Origin of the sequence: Kribbella sp. NPDC051137 (assembly GCF_040682535.1) — a bacterium.
Classification (GTDB): Bacteria; Actinomycetota; Actinomycetes; order Propionibacteriales; family Kribbellaceae; genus Kribbella; species Kribbella karoonensis.
Map to the genome: position 1 here is coordinate 534,329 of NZ_JBFBBI010000007.1, position 12,888 is coordinate 547,216.

Consider the following 12,888-nt stretch of genomic DNA (forward strand, 5'->3'; position numbering starts at 1 on the left):
CCAGATCAGGTCGAGCGGAGTCATTGCGCCTCCCGCGCCGAAGAACAAGTCCTCACCGCCGGCTGTTGCTGCCACACATCCCCGGATCATGTAGTCCACGCCCTTGTGTGCGTCGTGGACGCCGAACCCTCCTTGGGCGATGTGGGTCTGTCGGGTCAGTGCGTGGCGGCGTGCTCCTGAGGCCTGGCTTCGGTCGCTTCGGAGGAGCCGCTCGTTTCGCGTATTCCACCAAGCGAGACCAGGTCGCGACGGAACAGTGACGCCAGTGCCCAGTCGAGTCCGATGCGAGCCTTGCGGTTGACGGTCGGTATCTGGGTCAGGTGATAGGTACGGTGCAACATCCACGCAGGTAGGCCCCGCAGTCGGATTCCGTACAGCTCGGCCACTCCCTTGTGGAGGCCAAGGCTTGCAATGGAGCCGGCGTACCGGTGGGCATAGGGCCGTGCGGACTGTCCGTGGAGCACTGCGACGAGGTTGTCGGCGAGGTGCCGGGCCTGGCGGACTGCATGCTGGGCCGTGGGCGGCGTCGGCACTCCCCGGTTCGTGAGATCAGGCACCGCGGCGCAGTCCCCCGCGCTCCAGGCGTCCTCCGTGCCGACGACGCGGAGGTCGGCTCCGACCCGGACGCGCCCCTTCTCATCGAGGGCCAGGTCGGTCCTGCGGAGTATCGGGTGCGGCTGCACACCTGCGGTCCACACGAGTGTGCCGGCGTCGAACTCCGTACCGTCCGAGAGCCGGATCCGCCTGTCGACAGCCGACTCCAGCCGAGTGTTCAGGCGCAGGTCGATGCCTCGTCGGCTGAGCTCTCCGGCGGCGCGGCGGCCCACATCCTCTCCTACCTCGTGAAGGATCCGTCCGGTGAGCTCTACGAGCATCCAGTGGAGGTCGGCGGGCGTGACATGGCGGTAGTAGCGGCACGCGGAGCGAGTCATGTCCTCGAGTTCGCCGAGCGCCTCGATGCCGGCGAAGCCTCCTCCTACGACGACGAACGTCAGGGCGCATCGGCGTACCTCCGCATCACGCGTCGTTTCCGCGAGATCAAGCCTGCTGAGGACGTGGTTGCGCAAGGCAATAGCCTCCTCGATCCGCTTGAAGCCGATGCCGCACTCCTCGAGGCCCGGAACGGGCGGCAGACGCGTGATCGCGCCCACTGCGAGCACCAGATGGTCGTACGAGACGTTGTAGGAAGGGCCTTCCGACGGCTGGACCGTCACGCAATGGTCCAGGTGCGCAACTCGAGTGGCCCGAGCGCTGAGCACCTCGACCCCGGGCAGCACTCGGCGCAATGGAACGACGACGTGCCGCGGCTCCACAGTCCCGGTCGCTGCTTCGGCAAGGAAGGGCTGGTACGTCATGAAGTTGCGCGGCGTCACGAAAAGCAGTTCGGCCTCGCCGCGGAGCCGGCGTTGGAGCCTACGCGCGCAGAACAGGCCGGTGAACCCGCCGCCAACGATGACGATGCGTGGAGAGATTGTTGTCATGGCGGCGAGACTGGCAACACCGTGATCGTGATGCATCCCCACTTCACGTAGTCCTCTGCACCAACTCGCCGACCGCATCAATGACGAACCAGAGCCGATGGTCCCGATCGCCCCGTTCGGCTACGAGTAGTTGTGCTCGGCCCGGTTCGCGCAGCCAGCCTCGTCACGAACTCGCCCCGGGGGACCACAGCTGACCGGAGGGCGCGGTTCAGACGAACGCGCTGCTCATGGTCGGTTCCGCGGATCGAACGTGGAGGTGGCGGCCAGCTGTTCGAACAGGCGCCGCTCCTCGTCGGTCAGCCGACTGGGCACCATGATTCGGACCTCCGCGTACAGGTCACCTTTCCGGGCGAGCGGGCCCGGCATTCCACGGCCGCGCACGCGCAGGCGCTGCCCGCTCGACGTACCTGGGGGGACTCGTACCTTTGCCTCGCCTCCCGGCGTGTCCACGGCGACCTTGATGCCCAGCGCTGCTTCCCACGGCGTCAGCGGCAGCCGGACGTGGATGTCACGCCCCTCGACCCGGTATCGAGGATGGGGAGCGATGCGTACGACGAGGTACAGGTCGCCGGCGGAGGCGCCGCGGGTTCCTTGCCCGCCTTGTCCTGCCAGCTTGATGCGCTGACCGTCGGCGACCCCGGGAGGGATGGTCACCTCCACGCTGCGCGTTCCCTCGGGCCCCGCGACGGTGAGCCACCGATGCACGCCCTTGTACGCATCGTCGACCGATAGCTCCAGCTCGAACTCCTGGTCGGCCCCCGGGATGGGGCCCCACGTCGTCCGACCGCGAGACCCGAACATGTCTCCGAAATGATCGTCGAGGTCGATGCCGACCTCATCGAACCAAACCCGCCCGCCCGTGCCGGAGCTTGCTCCGGTGCCCGTCGTCCCGGCCCGCGCCCAGGTCTCGGCGTCAACACCATCCGAGGCTCGGCGAAAGTCGTGCCCGATCGCGTCGTACCGCTTGCGAAGCTCGGGGTCGGACAGCACGTCGTAGGCTTCGGAGATCTGCTTGAACCGCTCCTCGGCTTCCGGCTCCTTGTTGATGTCCGGGTGGTAGGTGCGGGCGAGCTTGCGGTATGCGCTCTGGATCTCCCCAGATGCGGCGTCCGGCCGAAGCCCGAGCACCTCGTAGAAGTCACGGCGTTCCGCCATCGCCTACTACCTTGCGACCACGACGCCCCGCGACGTCCTGACCTTCTTCGGGCTTCCAGGTGTGCTCCGCGCGAACGCTCAGAATGTTCTTCTCCGCCGCCAGGTCGATCGAGTCGCGGTCTACACGCAGAAGGTCGAAGCGGATGACGAACTGGTCGCCGCCTCGATAGGCGGCGATCGGCATGGTGCTCTGCGGAAGCCCGCCATCAATATGGGACATCCGGTCGAGTTCACGGAAAGGATCGAAGCGCATCAGCATAGGCACCTCCCATTTCCTCCCGTACTGGAGGTGCGGATCCCTTGCCCGTGGACGCGGCGGTCGCCGCAGCACCGGTCGGCACAGATCCGAGCCTCGTGGACTGGGCGGTGCGTCTACATCCCGGATCCATGTAGTCGTCCTCTTGATGCGTTCCGAGAAAGGTGACAGATGTTCGTCCGTGATCGCTGATGGGTGCCCCGGAACACTCGAGCGCAGGTGGCACGACGTCCGGCGATGTTTGCCTGACTGCTAAGGCCTACGCATCGTGGGTCAAGGTGAGTGACTTCGGGGATCGCCAGCTTCCCCGCATCAGCATTTGGCTTCGCCACTTTCTCTGCAGGTCTGGCGAGGCGCCCACCGTCCGAGAGAGCCTCGAAATACCAGGCCGCAGGTCCACGTTCGATGATCCCTTCATTCCAGCGACGATTCTTATGTACCTTCGGTGCCCCTCCTCGGCTGCCGCACGCTCACGTGGTCGCCGGAGCGATGCCGGAAGGTATGGCTAGGAAGCAGCATGGCTCGCACTTCACTGCATGGCCGTGAGACCGAAGTCCACCATCTGAGCGAAGCGATCACGGCGGTCGCGGCGGGTCAAGGCTGCGTCATCCTTGTGGAGGGGACTGCTGGGCTGGGCAAGAGCCGGCTGTTGCTGGAGGCAGCTACCAGGGCCCGACGCGCCGGGATCGCCGTCGCGGGCAGCGAAACCGACGAATTCCATGGTCTGTCGCCGCTTGCATCGTTGCTGGCGGCCATGCGCCGCAGCATGCCGCGGATTCACTGGGACGCGGAGCTGGAGACGGCGAACGCATTGGACGATGACCAACGCCTGCTGATCGAGCAGTTCACTGTGGTTCTTCAGGAGATAACCCGTAGGCAACCGGTCCTGGTCACACTCGACGATCTGCAGTGGGCCGACCCGCTCATGCTGCTCGCCGCGCGATCTGCCACCGAGCAGCTCGCAGCCAGTCCGGTCATGTGGCTGCTCAGTCGGCGCCCGTGGCCGACCACGCCGGCGTTGGACGGGGTGGTCTCTGACATGGTCGGCAACGGCGCGACCGTCATCGAGCTTGCGCCTTTGCCAACCAGCGCGGTCGCCGAGATGGCCGCCGACGTGCTTGGTGCCGCACCGGACAACGCACTGTTGGTGCTGCTCGAGAAATGCGCCGGCAACCCTTTCATGGTGGTTGAGTTGCTTCGGACGCTCGCTGAACAGGATGAGCTGGTGATGGACGCGGCAAGCGCCCGATTCTTCCCAGGTGGTCCGTCAGGTTCTGTATACCAGCGCCTCAGCGGGAGGCTGAGCTCGCTGTCCCCGCTGACTCGGCAGATGCTGGAGGTGGCGTCGATCTTCGGCAGACTCTTCGACGTACGCTGTGTTGCGCAGGTACTCCACCGGACTGTTGCCGAGTTGTTGCCATCGCTCCACGAGGCCCTCGGAGAGGATCTCGTGGTGGAGGAAGGCACACAGCTCGGCTTCCGCCACGCCCTCGTCCGTGAGGCGGCCTACAGCGCCCTGCCGGTCAGCGCACGCAGGACGCTGCACCGTGAGGCCGCGGATGCTCTCCGTTCCGTCGGTGGCTCCGCCGTCGACGCCGCGGCCCACATGACGAAAGGTGCTGAGGTGGGCGACGCACACGCCGTCGCCCTCCTCGTCCAGGCTTCCGACGAGTTGGCCCTCATCGCCCTTGGGGAGGCAGCCGATCTGCGACTACGGGCCGTGGACCTGATGCCCCCCACCGACCTCCGAGCGCAGCGGGTGGCGGAGACGAACGGACTGCTCCTCCTGGCTGAGCGTGAAGAGGAGGGCGAGGCGCTCGGCGAGGCAGCCGTGCAGGCCAAGCTGCCCGCCGAGCTCCAGGCACGGCTGCATGTTCAGCCGGCCCAGACCGTCCGTTTCGGCGGTCGTCCGGCCGCTGCGTTACACCCCACGCGGACCGCGCTTGAACTTCAAGGGGTCAGCAATTCGACTCGAGCCCTGCCCCTTGCCGCAGAGTCGAACGTCCACTTGGTGTCGGCAGATCCTCGTGCGGCGCTGCGGGCAGGCGAGGAAGCGATGGCCACCGGACGAGAGCAGGCCGACCGTGCCGCTCCGGGCCGAACTCTCCTCACGATCGGGGATGCGGAGCGGATGCGCGGTCGGCTCGTAGGGTCGCTGGAGCTGATCGATCACGCTGTTGAGCTTCTCTCGTCCGATTCAGCGGGGTCGGGGCGGATAGAAGCGCAGTGGACACGAGGACGCACGCTGATCGCGCTGGATCGCTTCGATGAGGCATCCGCTGCCTTCCAATCGGCGATGCAGGGAGCGAACAGGCTCAACATCGACCGGGCGGCGGTGCCAGCCCACAGCAGCCACGCAATGCTGCTGCTTCACCAGGGCGCACTCGATGACGCGATGGTTCAGGGCGATGCCGGCTTAGTCAGAGCCCAGGAGCTCGGATCATGGAGCTATGCGCCTGAACTCTCGGCGGTGCTTGCGGAGGTGGCCGCGTACAGAGGGGAATTGGAGCAGGCACGGGGCCATCTGCGGCGCGGTACCAGTCTGACCGGTGAGCGGACCGGCTTCGCGGCTCAGCTGGCCTGGGCGTCTGCTGTGATCGAGGAAGCCGCCGGGGCGGAACCCTCACGCGTGCTCTCACGGCTCGCTCTGATCTACGAGCAGTTGCCGGACCACGTGCTCGCCCTGGTACTCAACCCGATGATCGGACCATGCCTCGTGGCTCTCGCCCTGCGCGCTGGAGATGGTCGGCGGGCACGCGTGGCCGCGGAAGCGGCGGAGTCCCTCGGCCGCGGCAATCCGGGAGTGACTTCCTTGGCCGCCGCCGGCATGCAGGCCAGGGGTCTGCTGAATGATGATGTCGACTGCCTTGTCGCAGCTGCCCGGGCGTTCCAGGCAAGCCCGCGGCCGCTGGCAAGAGCCCGCGCATGCGAGGACGCCGGACTCGGCCTCGTGCACAAGTGCCGTAGTGCGCAGGCTGTCGACCACTTCATGATGGCGCTTGTCGAGTACGAGCGCATCGGTGCGCACTCACCCGCGCGGCGCGTCCGCGAGCGACTGTCGAGCATTGCCGCGCGAGATCAAGAACGATCAGCGGCAGGGCGGCCCGCGTTCGGCTGGGGAAGCTTGACCGAGGCCGAGCTTCGAGTCGCTCGATTGGCCGCAGGCGGACTCACCAACCGCTCCATCGCCAACGAGCTGTCGCTGTCTCCCCACACCGTGGAATCTCACTTGCGGCACACCTTTCACAAGCTTGATATCCGATCCCGTGTTGAACTGACCCGCATCGTCCTGACGCACGAACCGACGGATGCATGACCGAAAGTCGCTGCTCTGCCCGGTCGTGACAGTGGCGGGCGCGGTCCAGCAACTCCATCGACAGCGAGTCCGAACGGACCGAGCCGACCCACGTGAGCCTTCGCTTGATCTCCCGAGGGCACCACGCGTTCCCGGGATGGAGCCGGGCCTGCGGAGGCGGAGGCTTTCTCTGAGACTGTCACCCGGTGGCGAGCGTATGCCCTCAGCTCGCGAGCGCCTGCCGGATGCCTCGGGTGAACGCAAGGAGACGGCATGGCAGTCGAGGTGGAGGTACTGCGGAGCGATCTGCTCGTCCACAGCCGCGGCGACCGCGGCCGGACACGAACTCACGAAGGACTTCGACGAGCTTGCGATGATGCGCGGCTGGTCCGGTGACATCGCGAACGTCTCACGACGATCGGCGCCGCGGCCGATTGCGCGAGTGGCGGCCGTGGGAGGTCGACACCCTTCGACAGCTTCACAGTGTTCGCGTTCGTGACGCCCTGGTGCCACATCCGGTGTCCGCAGATCCGTGGCAGCCGCTCGGTGGGTTGGTTAGAAGACTCCGGATCGTGACCGGGACGGGCGATGAGTGCTGTTACACCGACGGTCACTACAAGTCGTTTCCGCCGGATCCGGGCGGACGCGGGATTGACGGATGACTGAGCTGCGCGCGTTGCTGAGCAAGGGGCTGCGGCCTGGCGTCTACCGCTGGCGCTCCGACCTGAGCACCGAGCAGGTTCGCCGCGACGTGACGGCCGCCGGCTGGAACTTCGTCCTGCTCGACACTACCGGCGTACACGACAAGGTCGGCTTCCTTGACGTCTGTGCGATGGCCTTCGACCTGCCGCGCTGGTTCGGACGGAACTGGGATGCTCTGGCCGACTCCCTCAGCGACAGGTCGACCGGCAGGCCGGACCTCGTCCTGTGGGAAGGCTGGCGGGAGTTGCTCGACCATGACCACGATGCGATCGACATGGCGCTGCAGATCTTCGCAGAGGATGCCAACGAGTGGGGCCAGCTTCGTGTGTTCCTCCGCGAGGCGAACGACGTACCGGATCTCGTCAGCGAAATACCCGTCGTCGTCTAGTTGTGCTGCTGACAGAGGCCTATGACAGTGGGTCCGGGGTTTCTGTCGGAGGCGTTCGTAGGGGCTCTGTCCGCTGAGTGGGGTCGATCGTAGTTGTAGTAGTTCTCGCAGTGCTGGAGTCGGTCGTTGAAAGGCTGACATCGTCGATCACCTGACCCTCGAGGAGGCGGCGACCTTTCCGTTCAGCCGGGGTGTCGCGGGTTCGATGCGGATGCCTTTGTCGATGAGGTGTCAGTGGGACGCTTAACCGAACTCCTTTGCCGTTGTCGGTCTGGACTTGCTCGACCTCGAACCGGAGCTCGACAAACCATGGTCGAGGAAGCGGATGGCTGTCTGTTGATCGTGGTTAGGGTGGATGCGCAGCACCCGCAGCCGGGTGCAGTCGTCGATCGCGGTGTACTGGTCGTAACGGCGTTGCGGCCGGTCTGTCCGAGTTGCTCGATGAACTTCGCTTCGACCCGGAGTTGATGGCCCGGACATTGCTTCTCATAGCGTTTCCACCGGGTCTGTTTCCGCTTGTAGCGCTGCGACGCCGGCAGCCGACTCATCCCGGCCTTGTGCAGAATCCGCCAAACCCTCGACGGACTGATCGTGATCTCGTGGTACCGCTTCAAGTACATGGCGATCTTTTGCGGCTCGACGTGGAACTGCGGCCGCAGCCACAAGATCTTCGCGATCACCTTCGCACCGGTCGCGTTCGGCGACCGGTGCGGGACGCTGGAGGGATCGTTCAAGCCCTCGAAGCTCTCGGCCTCGTAGCGTTTGCGCCACTTGTAGAAGCAGGTTCTGGTGATGCCGAAGTAGCGACAGGTCGCAGGGACGTTGCCGCTGACCTCATCGACATGCAGAAGCACGGCCAGTTTGTGCTTGGCCCGGCGCACGAGGTCCCGCTCGGCCGAGGCAGTCATCGATGAGACCGCGTCTTTTCCTTCCATTTGGTAGAAGGCCCAACTATCCACAACCTCCGTCAGTTCTATGTCTAGTCGCTGGTCCTCGTCGGACCGCATCACCAGCGCGGCCCCTGCAGCGATCGGGTGCACGTCGTGCCACGCAGCTTCGCGGTCCTTGAGGGCGAACCGCCCGGTGTTCAGCTCACACCTCACGAACAGGTCGCCGCCGACTGCTGCACCAGGTCGACCACGTTGCCTCGTACGCCGGTAGAAACCCTGAGGACGCCGGGTCGAAACCACTTGATCTTGTGATCCGCGCGCGGCTGCTCGGTTCCTACAATCGGGATCGACTTCCTCACGGCCGAGGTACGGGCTGGCATCCTGTCGCAGGCGAGGTAGGCGGACAAACGCAGCAGGGGAACGCGCATGACCACGAATCTGATCGATCTCGTCAAGCAGGACCATCGGGAGCTCGCGCGGCTGTTCGACCAGCTCGACCGGTACCGCCACCGCCGGCCGATGCTGCGCCCGGTGTTGTCCGCTCTGCTGATCGCGCACGACCGGGCTGAGGAGGATGTGGTCTACCCGCGGGCGCGCGATGCCGGTGATGCGGAGGGAGTCCGCCGCGGTCAGCTCGAACACCTCCGCACCGAAGACCTGCTGGTCGAGCTGGGACGTGTCGACCCCGACGACGCGGTCTTCGACAGCATCCTGACCGAGCTCGCCGACGAGGCCGACCATCACTTCCGGCACGAGGAGACCGAGATCCTGCCCGCCCTGCGCGACCGGCTCGCCGGAGATCAGCTGGTCGAGCTCACGGAGACGTTTGTCCGCAGCAGGGAGCACCACTTCGGCGAACGCCCCGGCGAACGCCGGCTGACCGACCTGCGCCAGCAAGCCGCCAACATCAGCCTGGCTGATTTCGCGGACCTGGCGGAGAACGACCTGGCAGACCTCCTCGGTAAACTCGCTGACGAGTGATCAGCCCGCGCCTGATGGTCCAGAACCGCGGAGCAAACTGTGGTCCGCCGCCTGGAGGCGGCGTTCCATTCGTTGATGCCATTGGCGGACTTCGGCTTCGAGTGCGGTGTGCTTCGGTGGGCGGAGCGGCGAAGTTTGCGGTCGGTCAGTTCGGCGAACCAGCGCTCGATGAGGTGGCACGACTTTACCTGGGCAAGAGCGCGGCCTCACGGCAACCGTGCGGACTACGCATTCCGGGGATGCTTGTCCCGCCGTAGAGCTGGAACCGTTCACGGAAGGCTGCTGATCCGGCGAGAGCGCTCACCGTCGAGGTTGCCAGAGTGAGCCGCAGGTGGAGCGAACGAGGACACGCGAAGGTCGAACCGGATCGGCGGCAGGCGACTGCACATCATCGGAACGAGACCAGCCGGGAGGCAATATCCAATGGCGACTGCAACGGCAACCGTAAGCGATGAGGAGATCCAGCGGGAGGTTTTGGAGGAGCTGAAGTGGGATGCCCGGGTTCAGCCCAACGAGGTCGGCGTCGCGGTGAAGGACGGCGTTGTGGTTCTGACGGGCTGGGTGGATTCGTACCTTAAGAAGTGGGCGGCAGAGCGGGCAGCGCACAACGTGCGAGGGGTGGCCGCAGTCGCCAACGACATCGAGGTTCAGCCCCGACTTCTGACGAACGCAACGACGCCGACATTGCAGCAGCCGCAACCCGAGCGCTGGAATGGGATGCGATAGTGCCGATCGAGAAGATTGACATCACAGTGTCCGGGGGCTGGGTCACTCTTCGTGGCGAAGTCGAGTGGCAGTTCCAGAAGCACGATGCGGAGCGGGCTGTTCGCCGTCTGTCGGGCGTGCGTGGGGTGAGTAATCTCATCAAGGTCACACCACGGGTGAAGCCGTCACCGGGCGAGCTGAAGAAGAGGATCGAGGATGCGCTCGTGCGCAGCGCCGAGACAGATGCTGAACGGATAACGACCAAGGTGCAGGGGGACAGGGTCATCCTGAAGGGAACCGTCCGCTCATGGGCTGAGAGGAAAGAGGCGGAGCGAGTCGCTTGGTCTGCGCCCGGAGTGGCCTCGGTCGAGAACAAGATCACGGTGCGCGTATAGCAGCCGCTCCGCCCTTGCACCACGCCGCCGGCTCACGACAACAGCTCGTCCGCTCGACGATCAGCCAGTCCCGAGCTGGCACGGAGCTGCGGCATCGCTTGCCAAGGAAGGCCAGCTCTCGCCTCTCCCAATACCCGTACCGCCCCGGCCGGAGCTAGGTGGACGATGCAGACAGGCACAACATATGGGAGGTACCGGTCTGCCTCGCCAGCGGGGCGTGCCTCCCAACTCCGGCCCTGTCCAGGCGCGCCGCGGACGGTGCGACAGCGGCGCACGTGCAAGAGGTCGCTGCTTTGGGTCGGACGCCAGCGACGGCGACTTCAGTGAGATCGCCGACACTGCCACCGAGCCCGTCCTCGCGCGGCGGGCCGGCGCCGTGGCCGCCGGTGTCGTGCGTTGGTGGCCGGAGGACGCGCCGACACACGTCATCGGTGGCGGCAACTCCGTCGGCCACGCGCCGGTGTTCCTGGCAGGGCAGGTCTCTCGTGTGTTGCTCATCGGCCGCAGTGAGACTCTTGCGCGGGGCATGTCGACGTACTTCGCCGACCGGATCGTGCAGACCGTATTCCACGGCAGGACGCCGCACTCGCAATGGTCCGGGGAGTCTACGTCGCAGTGCGCTCCGCACCTCCCAGATGCCCTGGTCGGGCTCTCGCGATCGTTCGAGCGCGCATTTGACCTGGGTCTGGGATCGTCCACAGCCGGTCGTCGACCCGGCGCCGGGCGCCGGTGAGAGGGCGATCGTTCAGCACGGATTCGGTTAGCACTCGCTCGCCGTCGACGCCGTACATGATCTGAAGGTCGCCGCCGCCCTCAGCGAGGCCATCCGCGGCAGGGCACAGCCACTCCACCTCGCCGTCCGGACCGATCAAGGGCTGTCGTCCCACAGTCCCACAGGAACGCGTAGTCGCCCGATCGGCGGGAACTGTCCGCGCCGTACCACCCAGTCTTGCCTGCCAGCCGACCGGGCGACAGCGGCCCAGGCACTCACAGCCCCGGCCAATGCGCCGCCCTTGGCTCGTCGACCGCTCGGGCCGGCTCGTCCAACGACCGGCCGACGAACCCAGTCACCACGCGGTCCGCTGCCGTCGGCGACGCACACACGGGCTCGGATTACCTGATCCGGGGATGTGTGGCAGCAACAGCGCGGCGTTTCCGACGGCGGCACCATCCCTAGGTCGCGGTTCAAGCCCGGCCGTACGACACCATCGGTCCTGCACCTGCTGCTGGTGTCGGCGGTCAGGAGCGTCGCTGTGCTTTATCGCTATGGGTGCAGAAGCACTTTGGTGTAGCCCTCGACGCGTCTGTCGAACTTCTCGTACGCGGTGGGTGCCTGGTCGAGGGGCAGTTCGTGGGAGACGACGAAGCTCGGCGTTGCGCGACCGGTGATGATGAGATCGCGGAGTTGCCGGTTGTAGCGCTTCACGTTGCATTGCCCGGTGCCGATACGCAGGCCCTTCTCGAAGAGCTTGCCGACGGCCACGAGGAGCATTCCTTGCTTTGCGGCTTCGTCAGGCGCGCCGGGGTCGGCCGGAACATAGAGCCCCGGCACTCCGAGCCTTCCGGTCGCTCGGACGGACTGGATGAGCGCGTTGAGGACCACGGCGGGCTCCTCGCGGTCACCAGTAGAGGTCTGGGCCTGGTAGCCGACGGCGTCGATCCCCTTGTCGGTGCCCTCGCCGTTCGTGTGCTGCTTGATCTGTTCGACCGCGTCGGCCTCCTGGAAGTTGATCGCGATGGCCCCGAGGTCTTGCGCCTTCTGCAGTCGTTCGGGTACCCGGTCGACGACCAGGACCATGGAGGCGCCCCGGAGCAGTGCGGAGTAGGCGGCCATCAGGCCGACTGGTCCGCCACCGTAGACGGCGACGCTCTCGCCCGGAGAGACCGCGGCCAGCTCGCAACCGTGGTAGCCGGTCGGGAAGATGTCGGCGAGCAGTACGAAGTCGGCCTCGTGCTCGGTGCCCGTGGGAAGCTTCAGGCAGTTGAAGTCGGCGTAGGGGACACGCAGGTACTCCGCCTGGCCGCCCTTGTACGGGCCCATGGCAACGTAGCCGTATGCTCCGCCGGCGAATCCGGGGTTCACGGTCAGGCAGTATGCGGTATAGCCGTCGACACAGTTCTTGCAGAAGCCGCAGGCGACATTGAAAGGCATCACGACACGATCGCCCGGCGTCAGCGAGGCGACCCCGGACCCGACCTGATCGACGATGCCCAGGTTCTCATGCCCGAAGACGATGCCGGGCTCGGCCGCGGTCCGCCCCTCGTACATGTGCAGATCCGAACCGCAGATCGCGCTCGTCGTGATCCGTACGATCACGTCACTCGGGTGCTCGATCCGCGGATCCTCCACCTCTTCGACAGCTACCTGGAACGGTGCTTTGTAGACGACAGCCTTCATGTCGGGCAACTCCCATCCTCGATGCAGACCTCTGACTCCACGCGCGGCTGTCTGCTTCGGGACCGGTCCCGAGAGATCCGACTCTGCGTGTAGGAGCGGCGGCGTCGCTCGCGGTCGGCATGCGCTCTAGAAAGTAGACTGCTGGGAAGCCGCGAGGGTCATCCCGCATGTGGCTAGTGTCATCCACACTCAGGTGAGGAGCAGCAGATGTCGCGGCGGATCGGGACCTTGCTCGTTTCCGT

Annotated in this window: 11 protein-coding genes; 6 read left to right on the forward strand and 5 right to left on the reverse strand. The window is 65.9% G+C overall.

Features of this window, described 5'->3' with window-relative positions:
- Positions 1-155: 155 nt before the first annotated feature.
- The 3 genes from AB0M51_RS37930 to AB0M51_RS37940 form a co-directional block, all read right to left on the reverse strand.
- Positions 156-1,481 carry an NAD(P)/FAD-dependent oxidoreductase gene (locus tag AB0M51_RS37930; protein ID WP_363753299.1) on the reverse strand — a complete coding sequence of 442 codons (1,326 nt, stop codon included), beginning with the start codon at positions 1,479-1,481 and terminating at the stop codon, positions 156-158.
- 225 nt (positions 1,482-1,706) lie between these two features.
- Positions 1,707-2,636 (reverse strand): DnaJ C-terminal domain-containing protein, encoded by a 930-nt coding sequence (locus AB0M51_RS37935; protein WP_363753302.1) that lies wholly within the window; start codon positions 2,634-2,636, stop codon positions 1,707-1,709.
- Positions 2,620-2,895: a hypothetical protein gene (locus tag AB0M51_RS37940; RefSeq protein WP_363753305.1), complete on the reverse strand. Its 276-nt coding sequence runs from the start codon at positions 2,893-2,895 to the stop codon at positions 2,620-2,622. The genes AB0M51_RS37935 and AB0M51_RS37940 overlap by 17 nt, the downstream gene beginning before the upstream one ends.
- A 514-nt stretch (positions 2,896-3,409) precedes the next feature.
- On the opposite strand from AB0M51_RS37940, the gene AB0M51_RS37945 reads away from it, so the two are divergent.
- The 3 genes from AB0M51_RS37945 (at position 3,410) to AB0M51_RS37955 (ending at position 7,277) form a co-directional block, all read left to right on the forward strand.
- Positions 3,410-6,208, forward strand: coding sequence for an AAA family ATPase (locus tag AB0M51_RS37945; protein ID WP_363753308.1), 2,799 nt, complete (start codon positions 3,410-3,412; stop codon positions 6,206-6,208).
- Positions 6,209-6,460: 252 nt separating this feature from the next.
- Positions 6,461-6,583 carry a hypothetical protein gene (locus AB0M51_RS37950; protein WP_363753311.1) on the forward strand — a complete coding sequence of 41 codons (123 nt, stop codon included), beginning with the start codon at positions 6,461-6,463 and terminating at the stop codon, positions 6,581-6,583.
- Positions 6,584-6,845: 262 nt separating this feature from the next.
- Complete coding sequence (locus AB0M51_RS37955; protein ID WP_363753314.1) at positions 6,846-7,277, forward strand: barstar family protein; 432 nt, start codon at positions 6,846-6,848, stop codon at positions 7,275-7,277.
- 182 nt (positions 7,278-7,459) lie between these two features.
- On the opposite strand, the gene AB0M51_RS37960 is transcribed toward AB0M51_RS37955, so the two are convergent.
- Positions 7,460-8,380, reverse strand: coding sequence for a helix-turn-helix domain-containing protein (locus AB0M51_RS37960; RefSeq protein ID WP_363753317.1), 921 nt, complete (start codon positions 8,378-8,380; stop codon positions 7,460-7,462).
- A 213-nt stretch (positions 8,381-8,593) separates the two neighbouring features.
- Here AB0M51_RS37960 and AB0M51_RS37965 point away from each other — a divergent pair, with 213 nt between their 5' ends.
- The 3 genes from AB0M51_RS37965 to AB0M51_RS37975 all read left to right on the forward strand — a co-directional run bounded on the left by AB0M51_RS37965 (position 8,594) and on the right by AB0M51_RS37975 (position 10,248).
- On the forward strand, positions 8,594-9,148 hold the full coding sequence (locus AB0M51_RS37965) for a hemerythrin domain-containing protein (protein WP_363753320.1): 555 nt from the start codon (positions 8,594-8,596) through the stop codon (positions 9,146-9,148).
- Positions 9,149-9,571: 423 nt separating this feature from the next.
- A complete protein-coding gene (locus AB0M51_RS37970; RefSeq protein WP_363753323.1) occupies positions 9,572-9,874 on the forward strand; it encodes a BON domain-containing protein in 303 nt (100 codons plus the stop codon).
- Positions 9,874-10,248, forward strand: a complete 375-nt coding sequence (locus AB0M51_RS37975) for a BON domain-containing protein (protein ID WP_363753326.1) — start codon at positions 9,874-9,876, stop codon at positions 10,246-10,248. The genes AB0M51_RS37970 and AB0M51_RS37975 overlap by 1 nt, the downstream gene beginning before the upstream one ends.
- A 1,264-nt stretch (positions 10,249-11,512) precedes the next feature.
- On the opposite strand, the gene AB0M51_RS37980 is transcribed toward AB0M51_RS37975, so the two are convergent.
- The gene (locus AB0M51_RS37980) at positions 11,513-12,646 is read right to left on the reverse strand and encodes a glutathione-independent formaldehyde dehydrogenase (protein WP_363753329.1); all 1,134 of its coding nucleotides are present in this window, start codon (positions 12,644-12,646) and stop codon (positions 11,513-11,515) included.
- Between the last annotated feature and the right edge of the window lie 242 nt (positions 12,647-12,888).